The 20,854-nt window shown below is 66.3% G+C and carries 22 protein-coding genes and 1 tRNA gene; 6 read left to right on the forward strand and 17 right to left on the reverse strand.

The genetic code is table 11. The features are described from left to right. Positions 1 to 60 precede the first annotated feature (60 nt). Both ITX31_RS07585 and ITX31_RS07590 read right to left on the reverse strand, forming a co-directional pair. A tRNA-Tyr gene (locus tag ITX31_RS07585) sits at positions 61 to 142 on the reverse strand. A gap of 91 nt (positions 143 to 233) precedes the next feature. Further along, complete coding sequence (locus tag ITX31_RS07590; RefSeq protein WP_194782824.1) at positions 234 to 680, reverse strand: hypothetical protein; 447 nt, start codon at positions 678 to 680, stop codon at positions 234 to 236. 140 nt (positions 681 to 820) lie between these two features. On the opposite strand from ITX31_RS07590, the gene ITX31_RS07595 reads away from it, so the two are divergent. Then, a complete protein-coding gene (locus ITX31_RS07595; protein WP_055239270.1) occupies positions 821 to 1,312 on the forward strand; it encodes a YajQ family cyclic di-GMP-binding protein in 492 nt (163 codons plus the stop codon). A gap of 74 nt (positions 1,313 to 1,386) precedes the next feature. Here ITX31_RS07595 and ITX31_RS07600 read toward each other — a convergent pair whose 3' ends face one another. The 3 genes from ITX31_RS07600 to ITX31_RS07610 form a co-directional block, all read right to left on the reverse strand. Then, positions 1,387 to 2,070 carry a histidine phosphatase family protein gene (locus tag ITX31_RS07600; RefSeq protein WP_194782825.1) on the reverse strand — a complete coding sequence of 228 codons (684 nt, stop codon included), beginning with the start codon at positions 2,068 to 2,070 and terminating at the stop codon, positions 1,387 to 1,389. A gap of 47 nt (positions 2,071 to 2,117) precedes the next feature. Then, entirely contained in the window at positions 2,118 to 2,990 is an 873-nt protein-coding gene (htpX, locus tag ITX31_RS07605) for a zinc metalloprotease HtpX (RefSeq protein ID WP_194782826.1), read from the reverse strand. Positions 2,991 to 3,129: 139 nt separating this feature from the next. After that, entirely contained in the window at positions 3,130 to 4,401 is a 1,272-nt protein-coding gene (locus tag ITX31_RS07610; RefSeq protein WP_194782827.1) for an MFS transporter, read from the reverse strand. A gap of 148 nt (positions 4,402 to 4,549) precedes the next feature. Between ITX31_RS07610 and ITX31_RS07615 the strand changes: the two genes are divergently transcribed. Further along, a complete protein-coding gene (locus tag ITX31_RS07615; RefSeq protein WP_194782828.1) occupies positions 4,550 to 5,293 on the forward strand; it encodes an MBL fold metallo-hydrolase in 744 nt (247 codons plus the stop codon). A 40-nt stretch (positions 5,294 to 5,333) separates the two neighbouring features. On the opposite strand, the gene ITX31_RS07620 is transcribed toward ITX31_RS07615, so the two are convergent. After that, positions 5,334 to 6,065, reverse strand: coding sequence for an esterase/lipase family protein (locus ITX31_RS07620; protein ID WP_323745610.1), 732 nt, complete (start codon positions 6,063 to 6,065; stop codon positions 5,334 to 5,336). Further along, complete coding sequence (locus ITX31_RS07625; RefSeq protein ID WP_194782829.1) at positions 6,062 to 6,820, reverse strand: alpha/beta fold hydrolase; 759 nt, start codon at positions 6,818 to 6,820, stop codon at positions 6,062 to 6,064. Before ITX31_RS07625 ends, ITX31_RS07620 begins: the two co-directional genes overlap by 4 nt. A gap of 107 nt (positions 6,821 to 6,927) precedes the next feature. On the opposite strand from ITX31_RS07625, the gene ITX31_RS07630 reads away from it, so the two are divergent. After that, positions 6,928 to 7,395 (forward strand): Fur family transcriptional regulator, encoded by a 468-nt coding sequence (locus tag ITX31_RS07630; protein WP_194782830.1) that lies wholly within the window; start codon positions 6,928 to 6,930, stop codon positions 7,393 to 7,395. 42 nt (positions 7,396 to 7,437) lie between these two features. Beyond that, positions 7,438 to 8,928 (forward strand): catalase, encoded by a 1,491-nt coding sequence (locus tag ITX31_RS07635; protein WP_194782831.1) that lies wholly within the window; start codon positions 7,438 to 7,440, stop codon positions 8,926 to 8,928. A gap of 138 nt (positions 8,929 to 9,066) precedes the next feature. Here ITX31_RS07635 and ITX31_RS07640 read toward each other — a convergent pair whose 3' ends face one another. From ITX31_RS07640 to ITX31_RS07665, 6 genes are read right to left on the reverse strand one after another with little or no spacing between them, the layout of a single operon-like run. Continuing rightward, the gene (locus tag ITX31_RS07640; protein ID WP_194782832.1) at positions 9,067 to 9,954 is read right to left on the reverse strand and encodes a prenyltransferase; all 888 of its coding nucleotides are present in this window, start codon (positions 9,952 to 9,954) and stop codon (positions 9,067 to 9,069) included. Next, positions 9,951 to 10,289, reverse strand: a complete 339-nt coding sequence (locus ITX31_RS07645; RefSeq protein WP_194782833.1) for a lycopene cyclase domain-containing protein — start codon at positions 10,287 to 10,289, stop codon at positions 9,951 to 9,953. The genes ITX31_RS07640 and ITX31_RS07645 overlap by 4 nt, the downstream gene beginning before the upstream one ends. Further along, a complete protein-coding gene (locus ITX31_RS07650; protein ID WP_194782834.1) occupies positions 10,286 to 10,636 on the reverse strand; it encodes a lycopene cyclase domain-containing protein in 351 nt (116 codons plus the stop codon). The genes ITX31_RS07645 and ITX31_RS07650 overlap by 4 nt, the downstream gene beginning before the upstream one ends. Continuing rightward, positions 10,636 to 12,246 (reverse strand): phytoene desaturase family protein, encoded by a 1,611-nt coding sequence (crtI, locus tag ITX31_RS07655; RefSeq protein WP_194782835.1) that lies wholly within the window; start codon positions 12,244 to 12,246, stop codon positions 10,636 to 10,638. Before crtI ends, ITX31_RS07650 begins: the two co-directional genes overlap by 1 nt. After that, positions 12,243 to 13,163, reverse strand: a complete 921-nt coding sequence (locus ITX31_RS07660; RefSeq protein ID WP_323745611.1) for a phytoene/squalene synthase family protein — start codon at positions 13,161 to 13,163, stop codon at positions 12,243 to 12,245. The genes crtI and ITX31_RS07660 overlap by 4 nt, the downstream gene beginning before the upstream one ends. 2 nt (positions 13,164 to 13,165) lie before the next feature. Then, positions 13,166 to 14,218 carry a polyprenyl synthetase family protein gene (locus ITX31_RS07665; RefSeq protein WP_228529101.1) on the reverse strand — a complete coding sequence of 351 codons (1,053 nt, stop codon included), beginning with the start codon at positions 14,216 to 14,218 and terminating at the stop codon, positions 13,166 to 13,168. A 50-nt stretch (positions 14,219 to 14,268) separates the two neighbouring features. On the opposite strand from ITX31_RS07665, the gene idi reads away from it, so the two are divergent. Then, complete coding sequence (gene idi / locus ITX31_RS07670) at positions 14,269 to 14,799, forward strand: isopentenyl-diphosphate Delta-isomerase (protein WP_194782837.1); 531 nt, start codon at positions 14,269 to 14,271, stop codon at positions 14,797 to 14,799. Here idi and ITX31_RS07675 read toward each other — a convergent pair. Continuing rightward, the gene (locus ITX31_RS07675) at positions 14,747 to 15,520 is read right to left on the reverse strand and encodes a glycosyltransferase family 2 protein (protein ID WP_194782838.1); all 774 of its coding nucleotides are present in this window, start codon (positions 15,518 to 15,520) and stop codon (positions 14,747 to 14,749) included. The two genes, idi and ITX31_RS07675, sit on opposite strands and share 53 nt — an antisense overlap. Positions 15,521 to 15,603: 83 nt before the next feature. On the opposite strand from ITX31_RS07675, the gene ITX31_RS07680 reads away from it, so the two are divergent. Next, positions 15,604 to 16,236 (forward strand): hypothetical protein, encoded by a 633-nt coding sequence (locus tag ITX31_RS07680; protein WP_194782839.1) that lies wholly within the window; start codon positions 15,604 to 15,606, stop codon positions 16,234 to 16,236. A gap of 77 nt (positions 16,237 to 16,313) precedes the next feature. Here ITX31_RS07680 and ITX31_RS07685 read toward each other — a convergent pair whose 3' ends face one another. The 3 genes from ITX31_RS07685 to ITX31_RS07695 form a co-directional block, all read right to left on the reverse strand. Continuing rightward, positions 16,314 to 17,501 carry a TerC family protein gene (locus ITX31_RS07685; protein ID WP_194782840.1) on the reverse strand — a complete coding sequence of 396 codons (1,188 nt, stop codon included), beginning with the start codon at positions 17,499 to 17,501 and terminating at the stop codon, positions 16,314 to 16,316. A 302-nt stretch (positions 17,502 to 17,803) separates the two neighbouring features. Then, on the reverse strand, positions 17,804 to 18,103 hold the full coding sequence (locus ITX31_RS07690; protein WP_194782841.1) for a DUF4193 domain-containing protein: 300 nt from the start codon (positions 18,101 to 18,103) through the stop codon (positions 17,804 to 17,806). A gap of 117 nt (positions 18,104 to 18,220) precedes the next feature. Beyond that, positions 18,221 to 20,842, reverse strand: coding sequence for an MMPL family transporter (locus tag ITX31_RS07695; RefSeq protein WP_194782842.1), 2,622 nt, complete (start codon positions 20,840 to 20,842; stop codon positions 18,221 to 18,223). Between the last annotated feature and the right edge of the window lie 12 nt (positions 20,843 to 20,854).

Here is a 20,854-nt window from a genome sequence, read left to right on the forward strand (position 1 = left end):
GGGACGTGCGAACACAAAAGAGCATCCCCGGTCCTCAGACCGGGGATGCTCTCTCTTCGGTGGCAGATGAGGGATTCGAACCCCCGTAGGCATTGCCAGCTGATTTACAGTCAGCCCCCTTTGGCCGCTCGGGTAATCTGCCGAAGGCCTTCTTGCGAAGACTTTGTCCGCGGTAACCGCGGGCAAGACAACTTTACAGAAGATTCTGCCAAGAATCGAATCGGGCCCCCGGGCTAGAGTCCGCGGTCAATCCGGGCGCTGATCTGGGCGTAGAAATGTGCCGCCTGCTCAGCAGTCACGCTCCCCCAGGCCACGGCATTGGCAAGATCCTCCCTGACACCGGCCAGGCGTTCGGCGCCCCGCCTGGCGTCGGCGTCCCGGGCAGCGGCAGCACTGGCCGCGGCGTCGTCTCCGGCGGGAAGGAACACTGCCGCTTCCCGGGGTTCGCTGGCCTGGGCTGCTGCCGCGCCCACTCCAGTCACTGAAACAGCCGCCAGCACCGAGGAGGCCGCTGCCTGGCGCAACCGGATCCCTGCAGAGCGCCGCGGCGACGCGGCGGACACCTGGGCCGCTGCACCGGGCGGAAGCGGCGTTCCGGGCGGCACCGGGGCGTGTGCCTGGCCGGCAGCCGGCAGGGCTGTCCGCGGAGGTTCCTTCGGGGCAGTGGGGTGCGCGCTCATGAACTCAACCCTTACCCAGCCAAATGGGAGGACCGTGCATTGCGGCTGGATGATTCCTGTGAGCTGCGACGCTGCCCGCTCGCCCTGCCCACCTATTAGGCTGGTGGGCAGGAACAACCGAACTACCCAAGGAGCGCACTATGGCCAGCGAGTCATCATTCGACGTCGTCAGCAAGATCGACAAGCAGGAAGTTGCCAATGCCCTGAACCAGGCGCAGAAGGAAATTGCCCAGCGCTATGACTTCAAGGGCGTCGGCGCCGAGGTCGATTTCAGCGGCGAGAAGATCCTGATGAAGGCTAATTCGGAAGAGCGAGTCAAGGCTGTCCTGGACGTCTTCCAGTCCAAGCTGGTCAAGCGCGGCATCTCCCTGAAGTCCCTCGATGACGGCGAGCCGTACGCCTCCGGCAAGGAGTACCGGATTGAAGCCTCCATGAAGGAAGGCATCGCCCAGGACCAGGCCAAGAAGATCAACAAGATGATCCGCGACGAAGGCCCCAAGGGCGTCAAGTCCCAGATTCAGGGCGACGAGCTGCGCGTCAGTTCCAAGTCCCGCGACGACCTGCAGGCCACCATGGCCATGCTCAAGGGCGCGGACCTGGATGTTGACCTGCAGTTCATCAACTTCCGCTAGGCGTTCCGTCCGGCCGGACACCACGACGGCGGCGCAACCCCGGTCCCGGGGAGCGCCGCCGTCGTTCTCTTTTCCTAGGAGACGGGCTCGATATCTTCGGCAACGGGACCGTCTGTCTCCGGGTCTTCCAGCGCCGAGCCGCCAACGGCTTCTCCCTGCCAGGTAAGCAGCTCCCAGGCGGAGCCGCGCGCCTCTGGACGGGGCCTTGCTTCAAGCACCACGATTCCGGTGTTGCTCAGGGCGTTGTGGATGATGAAATCCGGCCCCACGTTGCGGGCACGCGCGGTGGCCCAGGCCCGGATGATTGCGCCGTGGCTGAAGAGCACCGGCGTTTGCTCCCCGGCGCTCTGGAGCTCAGCCACCACCTCGTCAAAGCGGCCCAGGGTCTCGGCGCCGTCCGGCCCGCCGGGCATCTGCACGGACAGGTCACCCTGCACCCAGGCGTAGACGGTGCGCAGGTAAGCCTGGATGGACTCGCTGTCACCGCGCATTTCCAGGCTGCCGGCGGAGATTTCCCGCAGCCCGTCCCGTACCTCGATCGGCTGGGCCAGGGCGTCGGCAAGCGGTGTTGCCGTGAACTGCGTGCGCACGAGGTTGGATGCATAGACCCCGCTGATCTGTTCGTGCCCCAGCGCCTGCGGCAGGGCCGCCGCCTGAGCCATCCCGAGGTCGGTCAGGCCGGGACCGGGTGCGCCGGTGTCCAGCAGCCGTTCAATGTTCGACGGCGTCTGGCCGTGGCGGACGAGGATCAGCCGCATCTGTGCTCGCTCTCTGTGTCGTTGCCGGTTCCGCTTGGGCAGTTCGGTTAGGAACCGAGGGGACGGCCCGCCATGTTTTCGAGGCGGCGGATCCGGTCCGCCATCGGCGGGTGGGTGGCCAGCAGGCCGCGCACGCCGTTGCGGAACGGGTTGGCAATCATCAGGTGGGAGGTGTTGACCAGCTTCTGGTCCGTGTTGGGCAGCGGTGCCTGCTGGGTGCCGGTTTCCAGCTTCCGCAGCGCAGATGCCAGAGCCAGCGGGTCGTCAGTCAGCGTCGCACCGTCTTCATCGGCGTCGTACTCCCGGGTCCGCCCGATGGCCATCTGGATCAGGGAAGCGGCCAGCGGCGCGAGGATTGCCATGGCGATCATGGCCAGCGGGTTCTGGTTGCGGCGGTCGCCGCCGCCGAAGAACAGCAGGAACTGGCCGAGCGAGGTGATGACTCCGGCGATCGCGGCCGCAACCGATGAGGTGAGGATGTCCCGGTTGTAGACGTGCATCAGCTCATGGCCCAGCACACCGCGCAGCTCGCGTTCGTTGAGCAGCTGCAGGATTCCCTGGGTGCAGCACACGGCCGCATTCTGCGGGTTGCGGCCGGTGGCGAAGGCGTTGGGCGCCATGGTCGGCGAAATGTACAGCCGCGGCATCGGCTGGTTGGCCTTGGCAGAGAGCTCACGGACAATCCGGTACATTTCCGGTGCCTGGGCCTCCGTGACGGGTACCGCGTGCATGGCACGGATGGCGAGCTTGTCACTGTTCCAGTAGCTGTACGCGGTGGTGGCAAGCCCGATGATCAGGAAAATCCAGATGAACGAGGAACTGCCGGTGCCGCTGGCCAACAGGCCGCCGATACCCAGCAGCACAGCGAAGAGCACCCCGAAGAGGGCTGCCGTCTTCAAACCGTTGAAATGTCGGTGCACGTGTCCACGATCCTTCCTGGGCGGAAGGCCCCGCGCCCCCACAGGAGCGCAGGTCCAAAACCTTCCGCGGTACTTTCCTCAGCGTTAACGTATCTGCCCGCTGTGCTGTTCCATGCCCGTCCCGGGCCGGTACAGGGCATCACGGTGCCGGATGGCGGGCATCGTAGCGGGCGAATGCCGGCTGCAGCCGGGACAGGGCCAGGACGGCGAGAACGCAGGCCAGGCCCCCGGCCACGGCGGCCCAGCCTTCGCCCAGGAAGGATGCGTCGACGCCGGCCACCAGGTCGCCGAGCCGCGGACCGCCGGCGACCACCACTACGAACACACCCTGGAGCCGGCCGCGCATCGCATCCGGCGTGGCGGCCTGCAGGATCGTGGAGCGGAAGACGCCGCTGATTGAGTCCGCGATGCCGGCTGCTCCCATGGCCAGCGCGGCTGGCAGGAGCCACGGTGACACGCCGCCGCCGTCGTGCTCCCCTGCCAGGACCACCACTACGCCGAAAGCAGAGACTGACAATCCCCAGGCAACCACCGACCACATCACGGCCAGCCCCTGCCTGCGCACCAGGCCCAGCGGGCCGGAGAACAGTCCGGCGAGGAAGGAACCGGCGGCGGTGGCCGCCAGCAGGATGCCCACGGTCTCGGCTCCGCCGCCGAGCATCAACGCCCCGACGGCGGGCAGCAGTGCCCGCGGCTGCGCCAGCACCATCGCGGCCAGGTCCACGATGAACGTCATGCGGATGTTTGGCCGCGTGCCCAGGAAAGTGAACCCCTCCAGGACTGATTTCAGGCCCGCTTTGTGTACCTGCCCTATGGGTGGCATCGGGTCCAGCCGGTACAGCGCCCACATGGCTGCGGTGAAGGTGACGACGTCGATCGTGTACGTCCAGCCGTAGCCCACCTGGCCCACCAGCACGCCGGCCAGCAGCGGACCGGCCGCCATGGCGATGCCGAAGGTGATCATGCTCAGCGCATTGGCCGCCGGGAGCTTTTCGGGGCGCACCAGGCGCGGAATAATGGCGCTGCGGGCCGGGTGGTTCAGTCCGCCGGCGCCGGCGTTGACAGCCACCAGGGCAAAAAGCAGCCACACGCTTTCAAGGCCCAGCCAGGCCTGGACTGCAATGCCGATAGTGGTCAGCCAAAGGACGGCAGCGGAGAACAGTGCGACTTTCCGGCGGTCATATGCGTCCACCACTGAACCGCCGTAGAGTCCGGCCAGCACCAGCGGCACCAGCCCCACCACGCCTAGCATGCCGACGTAGAGGCTGGACTGCGTCAGCTCGTACACCTCCAGGCTCACGGCAACAAGTGTCAGCTGCGTGCCTACGGCAGAGAGCGCAGTTCCGGTCCAGAGCCGGCGGAAATCCCGGCTTTCACGCAGCGGGGAAAGATCGGCTAGCAGTCTGGGCACCAGAGCAGTCTAGGCGAGCGCCGCGGATGTTCCGTGATCCCGTGCACTGTGCATCCGGCCAAAACACCCCCTCCCGAAGCAAAGCATGCTTACGATATTGCTCCGGGCCGTTCGCCCGGGACGTCCCCGTTGTCCACCAGGAGGATCCATGCTGACCCGCAATGTTGCCGAGGGCATCCACTTGATTGAGCACGCCTACACCAACGCGTACCTGGTGGAGGGCGACGGCGAGGTGCTGATCGTGGACACCGGCCTTCCCGCCGCCCAGCACGCAATTTCCTCCGCTGTCCGCTCCCTGGGCTACGGACCGGAGTCGGTCAGCGCCATCGTGCTGACGCACGGGCACTTTGACCATGTGGGCACGGCCGCGAAACTGCGCACTGAGTTCCGTGCACCGGTGCTGGCCCATCCCGCGGACCACTACATTGCCGCCCACCCCTACCGCTACGGCCATGAACGGCCCCGGTTCCAGTACCCGCTGCGGTTCCCGGCGTCCCTGCGCCAGCTCGGTGCCATGACGATGGCCGGCGCGCTGCTGGTCCGCGGCGTGGCCGACGTACTGGATCTGGATGCGGCAGCTGCTGCGGCGCTGCCGGGCGCACCGCTCCTGATCCCCACCCCGGGACACACCGCCGGACACACGGCGCTGTATTTCCAGGACCGCGGGGCGCTGATTGCCGGAGACGCCCTGGTGACCCTGAACCCCTACACCGGGGGCCGCGGACCGCAGATCGTCTCCGGGGCTGCGACGGCAGACAGCGCCGCGGCGCTCGCCTCACTGCACGCACTGGCGGAGACCGGTGCCCCCACGGTGCTCACCGGGCATGGGGAGCCGTGGACTTCCGGGGTCCAGTCAGCGGTCGAGCGGGCGCTCGCGCAGGGAGCAAGCTAGGGCAGGCGCTCGCGCAGGTGCCCCCTCCCCTCCGGCCGGGTCAGGCGTCCCCTGCCTCCACCTCGTGCACCACCAGCTGATGCAGCTCCGCATCCCCCAGCGGCCGGAAGTGTCCCATTGATTCCAGCTGCAGATTGCGGGCGCCGTCGAGCCGGCTGCCGCCGGGAATATGCGGATCGAAAGCCGCATAGATCGACGTGATCCGCGCATTTGCCTCCCGGCTGGCCTGCAGTCCCCGCAGCAGTTCGTTGCGCGGGGAGAATGCGCGGATGGACGGGACAAGGAAGTAGCGGGCATAGGGGGATCCGGAGAAGGGTGCGTTCACGGCCACCATGCGCCGGATGCGGTGGCCTTCCGCTCCCAGGAGGACGTGCTTGCCGATCAGCCCTCCCTTGCTGTGCGCAACAATCACTGCGCCGTCAAGGTCTTCCGCAGCCAGGTAGTGTTCCACCCGCCGCGCCATTTCGTCGATCCTGCCTCGGTTGTAGCCCAGCGTCTTCACGGCATGGACCGGATGTCCGCGCGCAGCGAGCGCCTCGGCGAGCGGACGCAGCAGCTGCCAGTCCTCATAGACCCCCGGAATCAGCACGATCGCCCCCCGCCGTCCGGCACCGGGATCGGGATGCACGTAGCCGGATGGATCTTGGCGGCGCAGGAAACCCTGGACCTGCCAGCGGGCCACATAGGCATAGTCGGCCGCCCACGCGGCGGCTAGCCGCAGCCGGTGCTTCACGGTACGCACGGCGTCCGGCCGGAACCCCGTGCCGCTCACTGCACGGCCTTTCGCAGTCTGCGCACCCACTCGGCGGTGGGTTCGGGGCTGTTCCACATCAGCACGTGGGGTGCAGCGGGCACCTCACCGAGCACGACGCCGTCGCGGGCCTCTTCGAGCCGCAGCAGCCAGGAGCGCGGGACGATCGGATCCCTGCTGCCGCTGATCACCGCCGCGGGACAGTCTGTGAGTGCCAGCCGCTTTTCCATCCGGTGGTCCATCATCCGGCGCAGGGTGCCGAGGTACCAGCGCGGGCCGGTGCGCAGATAGTCGCTGAACACGATGCGGTTAACGGCGAAAGTCTCATGCAGGGTGTCCTGCGCCAGCCGGAATGCCTGGGCTGCAATCTTGCGTTCAGCCCGGTTCACGGTGGGAGCCAGAAGCAGCAGGGACGCCACAAGTTGAGGATCCGCGAGCGCGGCTTCCACCACCACCTGGCAGCCCATGGAGTGGCCGGCCAGCAGCGCGTCATCGATGCCCGCCTGGCGCAGGGCCCCGGCTACGGAGGCGCCGTAGCCTGCCATGGTCAGCGCCTCCCGCGGCCGTTCCATCCCGGCATGGCCGGGCAGCTCGACCAGGTGGACGTTGTGGTCATGTGAAAGCTCACGTGCGAGCGGCTCGAAGTAGCGGGAGGACGCGCCGATTCCGTGAACCAGGACTACGTCCGGCCCGGGTGTTCCGGACGAACGGATTCCCACCTCCGTGTCGCCCGCGCGCAGGCGGCGCACCTCGGGCCGGGCAGCTGTAGCGGACACATCGCCTCCTGGTTCGCGGCAGCGCTCACCGCCGCGTTACCAGCCTAATCCGGAGTGTTAGGCGAACCTTATTATGAATACTTCAGAATAAGGGCTACTGTTGTTGCATGACTTCCACAGCAGCCTCCGCGGCAGCCACTGACAAGTGGTCAGCGCAGCTGCGTGCACACGGACGCCGGGTCACCAAGCAGCGCCTGGCCGTGCTGGACGCCGTCGACCATTCGCCACACGCAGGTGCGGACGAAGTCGCAGCCATTGTGCGGGCCACCCTTCCGGACATCAGCCTCCAGTCTGTCTACGTAGTCCTCACCGACCTCACGGAAACGGGGATGCTCCGGCGCATTGAACCGCCGCACTCCGCTGCCCTCTACGAGACGCGCGTTGACGACAACCACCACCACGCGATGTGCACCGGCTGCGGGCGCATCGAGGACGTTGACTGCGCCGTCGGGCACGCACCGTGCCTGACCCCCAGCAACACTCACGGCATGACCATCCAGATTGCCGATGTGCTCTATCAGGGCCTCTGCGCCGACTGCGCAGCGAAGCCGGACACTGCCGGCAAGACTCCCTGACCCTTGGCTTTACCACTCGACCCAAAAGAAGAAAGAGAGAGAATGTCGAACTTCACCACCACCCAGACCGGCACTCCGGTTGCCAGCGACGCACACTCGCTGTCCCACGGAGCTGACGGCGCGGTTGTCCTCCACGACCGTTACCTGGTTGAGAAGCTTGCCCAGTTCAACCGGGAGCGCATCCCGGAGCGGATCGTGCACGCCAAGGGCGGCGGCGCGTTCGGCGAATTCACCGTCACCGAAGACGTGTCCAAGTACACCCGTGCCGCTGTTTTCCAGCCCGGCGCCACCACCGAAACCATCCAGCGGTTCTCTTCCGTTGCCGGTGAAATGGGCTCGCCCGACACCTGGCGCGATGTCCGCGGTTTCGCACTGCGCTTCTACACCTCCGAGGGCAACTACGACATCGTGGGCAACAACACCCCGGTGTTCTTCATCCGCGACGGCATCAAGTTCCCGGACTTCATCCACTCGCAGAAGCGCCTCCCGGGTTCCGGCCTGCGTGACGCAGACATGCAGTGGGACTTCTGGACCCAGTCTCCCGAGTCCGCACACCAGGTCACCTACCTGATGGGCGACCGCGGCATCCCGCGCTCCTGGCGCGAAATGCCCGGCTTCGGCTCGCACACCTACCAGTGGATCAACGCTGCCGGTGAGCGCTTCTGGGTGAAGTACCACTTCACCTCGAACCAGGGCAACCACGAGATCACCGGTGCGGAAGCAGAGCGCATTGCCGGGGCCGACGCCGATTACTACCGCCGCGACCTCTACGAGAACATCGCTGCCGGCAACTTCCCGTCCTGGGACCTGCACGTCCAGGTCATGCCGTACGAAGATGCCAAGAACTACCGGTTCAACCCGTTCGACCTGACCAAGGTCTGGCCGCACGCTGACTACCCCCTCATCAAGGTGGGTACCCACACCCTGAACCGCAACCCGGAGAACTTCTTCGCCCAGATCGAACAGGTGGCACTCTCCCCCGCCAACCTGGTTCCGGGCATCGCAGCCTCCCCGGACAAGATGCTGATGGCCCGCATCTTCTCCTACCCGGATGCCCAGCGCTACCGCGTTGGCACCAACTACAACCAGCTGCCGGTCAACGCGCCGAAGGCCCCGATTAACAACTACTCCCAGGACGGCTACGGCCGCTTCTCCTTCAACTCCCCGGAGACCCCGGTCTACGCCCCGAACACCCTGGGCGGCCCCGTGGCCGACCCGGCGCTCGCCGGCGAAGGCACGTGGGAGAATGACGGCGCCCTGGTGCGTTCCGCTGCGACACTGCACTCCGAGGACAGCGATTTCGGCCAGGCCGGCACGCTGTACCGCGAGGTGTTCGACGACGCCGCCAAGGAGCGTTTCCTGGAGACCATCACCGGTGCAGTCTCCGGTGTGCAGCGCCCGCACATCCGCGAAGCTGCGATCCAGTACTGGACCAACGTTGACGCCGAGCTCGGCGCCAAGCTGCGGGCCAACCTCGCCTCGGGCGAGACCACGGCCAACGAAAAGGCCGAGTTCGTCGGCGTCGCAGAGTAACCTGCGGCCCTTCAGCTACCTGAAAAGCGGCCGGTCCCTTCGGGGCCGGCCGCTTTTTCATGTCCTCCCCATCGAGATGACAGAAACGGCTCGTCTCAGCGCTGTAACGTGCAGTTTCTGTTATCTCGATTGCTGGGGTTAGCGGGAGGGCCAATACCAGATCAGCAGCATGGTGACCAGGAAACCTGTCAGGAAGTTCAGCTTCAGGAACCGCTTCCAGCCGGTGTTCGCTTCCTCGGACCGTTCGTCGGTGATGCCCAGGAACGGCACGAGGTTGAGCAGGTACGGCACCGCCAGCAAGGATCCCAGCAGCGCCGGCCAGGGGGTGAGCAGCATCAGGGCTCCGGCCGCAGCGTAGGCCGCGAAGGCCAGCCGCACTACGGTCTTGCCGCCGAGTACGGTGGCGATGGAGGACAGCCCGCCCTCGCGGTCGGGAATGATGTCCTGCACGGCGCCGAAGGCCTGGCTCGCCATGCCCCACAGGAAGAACGCGCCCAGCACCGCCCAGAGTCCCGGGGTGAACTGCGCGCCGGCCAGCACCAGCGCGTACACGGCCGGGGAGACGAAGTGCGTACTCGAAGTAATGGAGTCGAGGAACGGCCGTTCCTTGAACCGCAGGCCGGGAGCACTGTAGGCGATCACCGCGAACACGCTGACCGCCAGCACCAGCCAGGACAGCGGGGAGCCCAGCAGCGCCAGCACCGCCAGGAACGGCACATTGGCAGCCACCGCAGCCCACAGTGTGATGCGGTGGAACCGGCGGTCCAGCAGGGCGCCTTCCACGCCGCCCTTGCGCGGATTGCGCAGGTCCGATTCGTAGTCGAAGACATCATTGATGCCGTACATGGCCAGGTTGTAGGGGATCAGGAAGTACAGCGTGCCGATTACCCAGGCGGCGTCGATGCCGCCTGTCGTCAGCAGGTACGCGGCGGCGAACGGATAGGCAGTGTTCACCCAGGAGAGCGGCCGGGAGGAGAGCAGCAGCATCCGCAGGGTGCCGGACGTGCGGGTGGCGGGGGCGCTCATTGGTTCTCCTTGGAGGGGGCGGCGGTGCGCGGCGAGAGCAGTTCCCACAGTGCGGGAAGGAGCAGGACGGCCGCCAGCGGATAAGCGAAGTCCTCCAGCGGTGCCAGACCCAGGAACGCACCGGAGATACGGCTCGGGTTGTAACCGAACAGGTCGACGGCGATCATCAGGTTGTCGAAGACGGCGGTAAGACCCAGCAGCACGCCGGCGGTTCCGGCCAGCCGCAGGGTAAAGGCGCGGTTTCGCAGGCCCGTGCGACGGCGGCGCAGCAGTGCCGCGGAGAGCAGCGCCGCGGCAGGAACCAGGAAGCAGAGGTTAAGCACCCAGTACGTCACCGCTGCGCCTCCGCCTCAGTGCGGTGCCTGCCGAAGCGGGCCGCAGCTATTTTCAGCAAACCGAACAGCACCATGGTCAGGTAGCAGAGGAAGGCCAGGAAGAAGGCTTCTTCCAGGGGCAGGTGGGGTGCCAGCTCGACGCCGAGCATGAATTGGGTTTCTCCGCGGTAGAAGATGTCCAGGCCAATGCCGAACAGGTCCCAGACCAGGAAGAACACCAGGCCTGCGGCTAGGACGACGGCGGCACGCCGGGGTGCCCCGGAAAAGAAGAACAGCTGAAAACGGTGGTCCAGCAGCACCATGCAGCCAATCGACGCCACCAGGAACAGCAGGTACAAGGCCCCCATCAGCGGGTTTTTCCGGCTGTCCGGGGCGGTTCGGGCAGCGCCCCGGTGCTGGTGTCCCCGCGCAGCCGCTTGAGCACGAGTTCAGCGCTGATCAGGCACATCGGCAGCCCAATTCCGGGCAGTGTTGACCCGCCGGCGTACAGCAGGCCGTCAACCTTGCGGCTGGCGTTGGTCCCGCGCAGGAAAGCACTCTGCTTCAGCACGTGTGCCGGGCCCAGCAGCGTTCCCTTCCAGGAGTTGAAGTCCGCGCTGAAGTCTCCAGGTCCCACCGTGCGGCGCACGGTGATCCGCTCGGCGAGGTCCGGAATGCCGGCCCAGCCGGCAATCTGGTCAATGACGGTGTCCGCCATCGTTTCAAGCCGCGAATCACCGGCCCCGTTCACGCCTCCGACGCCCAGCGCCGGGTCCGACGGGACGGGAACCAGCACGAACAGGTTCTCGTGTCCCTCCGGGGCTGCGTCCTCGTCCGTGGCCGACGGCCTGCAGATGTACAGGGATGCCGGGTCCGGCACGGAAGTGTGCCTGCCAAAGATCTTCTCGAAGTTCGCTTCCCAGTCCCTGGTGAAGAGCAGGGTGTGGTGCGCCAGCTCCGGCAGTTCGCCGCGGACGCCCAGATGCAGGAGGATGCCTCCGGGTCCGGGGATCCGGGATTCCCAGTACTTCGGCGGGTAGGTCTGCAGCTGCGCGGGCAGCAGCCGGGTTTCAGTGTGGTGCAGGTCCGCGGCGGAAACCACCAGGTCCGCGTCGAGCACTGCAGGCATGCCGGCGGCGTCGCGGTATTCGACTCCGGTAGCCCGGGCCTTGCCCTTGCGCTGCGGCTCGGTACGGATGGCGGTGACGTTGGCGTCCAGCTGGATTTTCACGCCTTCGGACTCGGCCAGGGACGCGATCACCGTGATCAGCCGGTGGAACCCGCCGCGCGGATAGAGCACGCCGTCGGACAGGTCCAGCCGGCTCATCAGGTGGTACATGCTCGGCGTCGTGAACGGGGATGAGCCCAGGAACACCGCCGGGTACCCCAGGATCTGCCGGATCCGAGGGTCGGTGAACCGTTTCGCCACGAAGGAGCTCAGCGGCTGCAGCAGCAGCTTTGCCAGCCGCGGCCCGCGGGAGAGTACATCCGGGCGCAGCAGCGGCAGGAAGGAGGCGAAGGTGCTGTACAGGAAACGCTTCTTGGCCATGTCGTAGACCTCGGCCGCGGAATCCAGGTAACTCTCCAGCCGGGCACCGGCTCCGGGCTCCAGCGACTCGAATAACGCAACGTTCTTCGCACGGGTGGCCTGCACATCCACCGGGTCAGCGTCATCCTCGAAGTACACCCGGTATCCGGGGTCAAGCTGCACCAGTTCCAGCTGTTCGTCCGCGCTGGTGCCCAGCATGCGGAAGAAATGGTCGAATACCTCCGGCATCAGGTACCAGGACGGGCCGGTGTCGAAGCGGAAGCCGTCCGTTTCCCAGCTGCCGGTGCGCCCGCCGGGAGTGCTGTTCTTTTCCAGCACCGTCACTTCCAGGCCCTCCCGGGCCAGCAGGGCTGCAGTGGCGAGGCCGGTGATTCCTCCGCCGATAACGACGGCGGTACGCGGGCTGGGGCTGGAGATTCCGGAGGTCATGGCGCCCTTTCGGCGTCGGGGGTGGAGAGAGCCGGTATGGAGCTGCGGCGCAGCCGGTGCCGGTAGACCACGTCCGCGGCGATCCGCAGCTTGACGGGGTTCGGCACGCGAATCCGGGTGGTGCGCAGCCGGGATGCGGGGGTCCGGCGGAGCCTTCGGGCAAGCTCCGCGAACAGTTCCTGGGCCAGTGCGACGGCGGGCCGGCAGTCCCGGGGCAGCTCGGCGATGGCCGCGCCCGAGACGACGAGGTCCGCTTCGATGTCATCCAGCAGCCGGTGCTTGTCTTCCTCGGTGAAGGCGTCCACAGTGACGCCCGGGAAGTAGCTGCGGCCCAGGGCCTCAAAGTCCTCCGCCAGGTCCCGGAGGAAGTTCACTTTCTGGAAGGCGGAGCCAAGCCGCTGGGCACCTTCGCGCAGCCGCACTTCCTGGTCAGCGGGAACCGGGCGGCCGTCAAGGAAACACTGGAGGCACATCAGGCCGATCACTTCGGCGGATCCGTAGACGTAGTCCTCGAAGCTCGCCTGGGTGTGTTCGGCCCGGGTCAGGTCTGCCCGCATGGAGCGGAAGAACGGAGCGGTAAGGTCCGTGCCGATCCCTGTCCGGCGCGCGGTCAGCGCAAAGGCGTGCACCACCAGGTTCACGCTGTAGCCGGTGCGCAGGGCGCTGGCTGTCTCTGCCTCCAATCCATCAAGCATCCGCCGAATCTCTGCGGGAGGAACCTCCGCTGCCGCAGCCACACCGTCCACGATCTCGTCCGCCAAGCGGACCAGGGCGTAAATGGTTTCGATCTGGCGCCGGGTGCGGGGAGCCAGCAGCCGTGAAGCCAGCCCGAAGGACGTCGAGTAGGCGCGGATCATGACGGCTGCCGTGTCAACGGCAGCCCGGTTGTAGAGCGGAAGCCCCGTGACCTGTCCCACGGCTACCGGCCCCGGTTCACGGAGGAAGACACGACGTCGTCCAGCACCGCTGCCAGCCCCGCCGGCACCTCGGCGCATTCGAGGTGGCTGCGGGCACTGGCTGCATAGTCTGCGGCAAGGTCCTGGGCGTACTGCCGGGCACCGCAGTCCACCAGGATGCTGCGGGCACGGTCCGCGTCCTCAGGGCCCATGTCGGGGCGGCCGATGATGCCGGAAAGTTCCGCCCAGCCGCGGGTCTGCGCGGCGTAGGCGATCAACACCGTGCGCTTGCCTTCGCGGAGGTCGCCCATGCTGGACTTGCCCGTGGCGCTCTCGTTGCCGAAAACACCCAGCAGGTCATCCACCAGCTGGTAGGCGATGCCGATGTCGCGGCCGAACCGGCCAAGGGCGGAGGCCACCTCGGTGCCGGCTCCGGCAAGGACGGCCCCGGCGCGAAGCGGGGCCTCGAAGGAGTAGACAGCAGTCTTCAGGCGTTCCATGTCCAGGATCTCGGCCAGCGGCGGCGAGCCGGCCGCGAAGGAGAAATCGACGTCGATCAGTTCTCCGCCGGCAGAGGCGAACACGGCTTCGTCGAGGATCCCCGCAAGGATCTCCCGGGTCAGCGGATCAGTGGAGACTGAGTCCAGCATCCGGAAGGCGCCGGTCAGGGCGAGGTCGCCGGCGATAATGCCGACTGACAGGCCGCGGTGCAGGGCCACCTCGGCAGGTTCACCGGCGGTCTCCGCCATCCTGCGGTAGACCCCGGAGACGTTGTCCTGCCCGCGGCGGACGAAGTCGAGGTCAATCACGTCATCGTGGACGATCAGGGCGGTGTGCAGCAGTTCGAATGCCGCGCCCACCCGGGCTGCGGCTTCCAGATCGGTTCCGCCCAAGTGTGCGTAGGCCGTCATCACGATCTGCGGGCGCAGCCGCTTGCCGCCGATCGTGGATTTTTCGAGCGTCTCCCAGAGGCTAAGGTAGCTGGGACTGATCCGCTCGGCGCGTTCCTTGGCCGCGGTGAAGAACCCGTCCAGGACACGGTCCACCTGCTGATGGCCAATTCTCTCGTCAGGCAAGTGTTCTGTCTCCATGCATAAAGTAAACACGTTCATCGTAAGGGGAAGAAATGCCGCAACGCCGGGAAGAAGTCATTCTGGTCGATCAAGTGGGCCAAATGATAGGTACCGCGGACAAAATGACCGTGCATACCCGCGAGACTCCGCTGCATTTGGCCTTTTCAACGCACGTTTACCATCCGGACGGACGCATCCTGGTGACGCGCCGGGCATTGTCCAAGCTGACCTGGCCGGGAGTCTGGACCAATTCGTTTTGCGGCCACCCCGGACCCGGTGAGGCCACCGAGGACGCCGTGGTGCGCCGCGCCAAGCGCGAGCTGGGCCTGAAGCTGCACAGCATTGCCGTCGCGCTTCCCGAGTTCCGCTACCGTGCCGTTGATGCCTCGGGCATTGTGGAAAACGAGATCTGCCCCGTTTACACCGCCGTGGCAGAGGCTGACCCGGCGCCGGCTGCGGATGAAGTCATGGACTGGACCTGGGCCGACCCGGCAAGACTGGTTGAATCCGTGCGCTTGACACCTTGGGCGTTCAGTCCCTGGCTGGTGCTGCAGCTTCCCCTGCTCTACCCCGCAAACGCCTGATCCATCGTTCCCACGGCGGCGCCGCCTGCCAGTGCACCGCCAGGGTGTGGAAGGCCCTGCGGAACCGGCGCACCAGGTTGGGCAACCCGATAACCGCCCGGGGCGCCATGCCGACCACCAGGCTCCGGTCCCAGGCGCAGCGGTAGTCCTGGCCCAGGTGTGCACTCAGGCAGACGTCGTCGTGCTGTTCCGGATCCTCCCGGTGGACGGCCGGACCCACCCGGCGCCAGGTGTCCGCGCGCAGCGCCATGTTGGACCCGAACAGGGGCCGGTGGGCCAGCGCAAGCGTCATCGCCCGGTAGTAGGAACCCAGGTAGAGCCCGGAGAGGAACCGTCCGGTCCACGGGGCGAACCCGTAGAACCGGCCCGGTCCGCTGACCGCGGCCAGCTGCTGGTCAGCCGCGAAATGTTCAGCTAACTGCTTAACCCATCCAGAGGGCAGGATGCAGTCGGCGTCACACCTGGCGATGATTTCCGAGGTGGCGGCGTCATACCCGGCAGCAGCGGCTGCAGGGATGCCCGGCCGGGGTTCGAAGACCAAACGGGCACCGAACCGGCGGGCTACCTCGGCGCTCTCATCCGTGCTGTTGTTGTCCACCACCACGATTTCGGCCGGCCGCACGCTCTGGGACGCGAGCGAGGCCAGGCAGGAGCGGAGCGCTTCGGCGTCGTTGAGGCATGGAACGACTACGCTGACGGTAGGCAAAACGGGGGCAGGCATGCAGCGATCCTACGTGCAATGCGGCGGTGCCCGCCCGCCGCGGAGTCTGGGCGGCCCGACTCCTGCTCCGCTACCGTTGGAGCATGATCGATGCCCTCCTGCGCCGTCCGGCCTCTGCTGCCGAGGCGGCTTCGGACGGTGTCCGCATACTTGGTGCAGCAAGCCTGCTGCTGGCGCTGCTCTGGTACGGCCCGGTGGAGGCCGCGCTGTTTGCCCTGGTACTGCTGGGGCTTCTGGTGTCCCGGTGCCTGCCTGCAGCGCCGGTGTTCTCCTCGCTGTACGGGCTGACCCTGCTGCTGGCTGCCTGGAGCAGCGTGATGGATCTGTACGCACAGATCTCCTGGTGGGACCTTGCAGTCCACTTCGCTGCCACCGGCACCATCGCTGTCATGGCCTGGTATCTGCTCGTCGCCTATGGTGCGGTGACCGCCTGGCAGGCCTCCGGCCAGCCGGTGCCGGGTGTGGCGGTTCCCGCCGTCGTGACGTCGCTGGGACTTGCCCTGAGTGTGCTGTGGGAATTCGGCGAGTGGTGGGGACACAACTACGTGGATGCCACCATTAACGTCGGCTACCGGGACACGATCGGGGACCTGGCTGCCGGCGGACTCGGCTCGCTGCTCTCCGGCATTCTGCTGGCCCGCCTGCTGCGGCGGAACCCGCCCCCGGCACCGCACGGTGCAGCCGGTGCCGTGTTCCAGCGGCGGGTCCAGGGCTGACGCACGGAGGAACCCCACCCAACGAAAGGAAGGGCCCCCGCAGCAGCGGTGCTGCGCGGGGGCCCTTCCTTTATCCGCTACCTGCTGGAGTAGCGCGAGTGTTCCTCGTGGGCACGGGCCACTTCGGCCCGGATGTCCTCGATGTCCTTGACCTTGTCCCGGTACTTCTTGTCCATCTGCAGGATCTGCTTCTCTTCGGCACAAAGTGCCCGGTAGATACGCTCCCGCTCGGACTCGTCCGAGGTGTATGAGAGATCCAGGTAATCGTTGGCGTGGCGGCGGGCATTGTTTACGGCGGTCTGGGCCTTGCCTGCCGGGCTGACCAGCGATGCGATAACGGTGACGAGCAGGACGCCGATGATCACGCTCAGGGACAGGCCGGTGCTGACCTCGACGACTTCCACATGCTCACCGTTGTTGATGAACGGCAGGGTGTTCTCATGCAGGGCATGCAGCACAAGCTTTACGCCAATGAAGGCGAGGATGGCAGCCAGCCCGTAGGAGAGGTAGATCAGTCGGTCCAGCAGGCCGTCAATCAGGAAGTAGAGCTGGCGCAGGCCCATCAGGGAGAACGCCGTGGCGGTGAAGACGATAAAGGTGTTCTGCGTCAGGCCGAAGATGGCGGGAATCGAATCCAGCGCAAACAGGATGTCGGTTCCGCCGATTGCCACCATGACCAGCAGCATCGGGGTAAGGACCTTCTTGCCGTTCTCCACGGTCATCAGCTTGTCGCCGTCGTAGTGGTCCGTGGTGGGCAGCACGCGCTTGGCGATCCGGATGATGAAGTTGTTCGCTTCGTCCTTCTCGCTGTCCTCGGGCTTGAGCAGGTTGCCGGCGGTGACCAGCAGGATCAGGCCGAAGAGGTAGAAGATCCAGGAGAAGGAGTTGATCAGCGCCGCGCCCAGGAAGATAAAGCCGGTGCGCGCAATCAGCGCGAAGACAATGCCGAAGAGCAGCACCTTCTGCTGGTCCTCACGGGGCACCCGGAAGGAGGCCATGATGATCAGGAAGACAAACAGGTTGTCCACCGAGAGCGCCTTCTCCGTGATGTATCCGGCGAAGTACTCGCCGCCCATGGTCACGCCGCCGAAGCCGAGGACCAGGATGCCGAAGATAATGGCCAGGCCCACGTAGATGGAGGACCAGACGGCCGCTTCCTTCAGGGTGGGAATGTGGGCCTTGCGGATGTGGAAGAAGTAGTCGAAGGCCAGCAGGCCGAGGATGACGACGATCGTCACGCCCCAGATCAGGGGGGAAACAGTCATTGAGTCTCTGCTTTCGTAGGGTACGCCGAAGGACCGCAAGTCTCTCCGGCAGCCTGAGGCTGCCCGCTGGCCCCGGCCGGGCGTCGGTGCCCTACGTGTTGACGAGGTTCAGCGTGGGTGGATACTCCCCTACGAACCGTCAACTCTACATGATCCGCACTTCTGCCTGGCGCTGCGGGGGGCGACGGACACGGCCTGGCCATGCAAGGTACACAAGCACACCGGCGGCCTGAACCACAACCGCCGCACCCGAATCCGGATGCGGCGGCTGTGCCCGGTCCTGAACCGGCCTTGGAGGACGTTTATCCTTCGCAGTCCCTGCAGTACTTGGTGCCGTCTCTCTCCACGGCGAACTGTGAGCGGTGGCGGACCAGGAAGCACGAACCGCAGGTGAATTCGTCCTCCTGGGCCGGCACCACGCGGACCAGCAGCTCCTCGCTTGACAGGTCCGCACCCGGCAGTTCGAATGCTTCCGCAGCCTCCGACTCGTCCACATCCACTACGGCTGACTGCTTGTCGCTCCGCCGGGCCTGAAGCTCTTCGATGGAAGCGGTTCCGGCATCCTCTTCGGCCTTGCGCGGTGCGTCGTAATCAGTAGCCATGTTCAGGCTCACTCTCCAATGCTGTGGGGGGCTGTGGGACGGGGCAGTGCACCCCGATGGTAACCGGTACTGTCTGCCGGGCAGGTCAGAAGCGCAACAAGTGTGACATATTTCGGCTCAGCGTCCGGCCGGAGCCAGTTCCTGCTCCGCTCCGGCGCCGCCCGGGGCCTGCGTTACCGTCAGAAGACGGGCACCTTCCACGTCAACATCCGGAAGGATCCGGTCCAGCCACTTCGGGATCCACCAGGCGGATTTGCCCAGCAGATGCAGCACCGCCGGAACCAGGGTCATACGGATCACGAAGGCGTCCAGCAGGACGCCGACGGCCAGCGCAAAACCAATCGGACGGACCATCGTCAGGTGGGCGAAGATGAATCCGGCAAACACGGAGACCATGATGATCGCCGCCGCGGTCACCACCCGGGAGGCATGGTCGAAGCCGGTCCGGACAGCCCGGCGCGGATCTTCGCCGTGGACGTACGCTTCGCGCATGCCCGAGACCAGGAACATCTGGTAGTCCATGGCGAGGCCGAAGAGCACACCGATCAGGATGATGGGCAGAAAACTCAGCACGGCGCCGGGGTTGTGTACGTCAAAGATGCTGCCCAGCCAGCCCCACTGGTAGATCGCTACGACGGCGCCGAAGCTGGCGGCCAGGGAGAGCAGGAAACCTCCGGTGGCGATCAGCGGCACCAGGACGGAGCGGAAGACCAGCAGGAGCAGGACCAGGGACAGTCCGACGACGATCAGCAGGTAGACGGGCATGGCGTCCATCAGCTTGTCGGAAACATCGATGTTGATGCCGGTCTGTCCGGTAATGGCAATTTCGACGCCGGTCTCGTCCCGAATCTGGCCGGCATCATCGCGGATGGTGTGCACCAGGTCCTCGGTACCTTCCGCTGCGGGACCGCCCTCGGGGATGACCTGGAAGACCACCATGGTTCCGTCGTCGCTGGTGGAAGTGGGGACCACAGTGGTGACGTGCTCCAGCGCGCGCAGCTTGCCGGCAACCTCATAGGTGAGGTCGGATGCTTCGCCGTCCGGAAGTCCGTCGGGCAGGTAACCCACCACGATCACCGGTCCGTTGATCCCCTCACCGAAGCTGTCCCCCAGCCGCTGGTAGGCCTGGTAGGCGGTGGAATCCACCGGCTCCGAACCGCCGTCGGGCAGTCCCACGCGCAGCGAGCCGGCCGGAATGGCCATGGTGCCCAGCAGCAGGACGCTGAGGATCACGGTGATTACCGGGTGCCTGGTGACCAGCCGGCCCCAGCGGCGCGGGCTGCCGTTTTCCTTGTGTTCGACGGCTGCGGCCTGGTCATCCGGGGCCAGGGCTGCGTGCGGGGCAGGCGGCGTGATGCCGGCCCGGCTCCAGGCTTTCCTGGAGAGGATGCGGTTGCCGATGAAGCCCAGGAAGGCAGGTGTCAGGGTCAGTGCCACCAGGATGGCCATGGCCACGGTGCCGGCTGCAGCCAGGCCCATCACGCTGAGGAACGGCAGTCCGGGAACGGCGAGCGCAGCCAGAGCAATCACCACGGTCAGGCCGGCGAACAGCACGGCGTTGCCGCTGGTGCCGGTGGCCACGCCGGCTGATTCCTCCAGCTCCATGCCGTGCAGCAGCTGCGTGCGGTGCCGGTTGATGATGAACAGTGAGTAGTCGATGCCCACGGCGAGGCCCAGCATCAACGCCAGCATGGGAGAAATGGAGGTCATTTCCACGACGCCGGTGAGGGCCATGGTGGTGCCGACTCCGGCAATGACGCCCACCAGCGCCATCAGCAGCGGCAGTCCGGCAGCCACCAGGGTGCCCAGCATCAGGATGAGCACGACGGCGGCGACGGCCACGCCGATCCCTTCAGAGGGTCCGAAGAGGGATGAAACGTCCTCCACGATTTCCTTGCTGAAGAACACCTGGACGCCGGAATCCGTGATCCGGCTGGCCGTGTCCTGCACTTGCTCGCGCTGCTCGGGAGTAACGGCGAAGGACTGCTCCTGGAACTGGACCTCCGAGAAGGCGGTGACCCCGTCCTCGGAGACAAAGCGCAGTCCGTCCGTGGCTTCGGCTATGCGCTGCGCGTCCAGCAGCTCCTGTTCTCCGCCCGCCAGCCGGGCCACGCCGTCGTCGTAAGCCTCCTGCTGCTCGGCCAGCTGGGCTTCGCCGGCGGCAAGCTGTTCTTCCTGCGCCCGGAGCTGCGCGCGGACGGCTTCTGCCTGTTGCACCTGCCCGGCAGCTTCGAGCTGGTCGGCCTGCATTCGTGCCATGGAGAGCTGGTCCCGGCCGGCGGCGAGCTGCGCCGCGGCGGCGTCGAGCTGTGGCTTGCCGGCCTCCAGCTGGGCCCGCGCGGTGTCCAGCTCTGCCTGCCCGGCGGAGAGCTGCTCAGAGCTGCCGTCGAGCTGGGCCTGCATCTCGAAGGGATCGCTGACAGCCTTGAGGAAGTCCAGGCTGTTCAGCTCTTCCACAGCGTCCGCGACGGCCCGGCGCTCCGCCTCGGTGAAGGCCTCGCCGGATTCGGTTTCAAAGACGATCCGGCCTGATCCGCCGGAGACATCCGGCACCCGTTCGCGCAGCTCATCGAGGACCCGCTGGCTCTCGGACCCGGGGATGGTGAAGTTGTTGGTCGTAGGCGCGCTGAAGGCGGCGAACGCCCCGCCGATTCCGAGGAGCAGCACGAGCCAGGAGCTGAGGAACCACCAGCGGTGCCGGAAACTGAATTTACCGAGCCGGTAAAGCAGGGATGCCATTGACTTCTTTCT

It is taken from the genome of Arthrobacter gandavensis, from assembly GCF_015355785.1.
Taxonomy (GTDB): Bacteria; Actinomycetota; Actinomycetes; order Actinomycetales; family Micrococcaceae; genus Arthrobacter_B; species Arthrobacter_B gandavensis_A.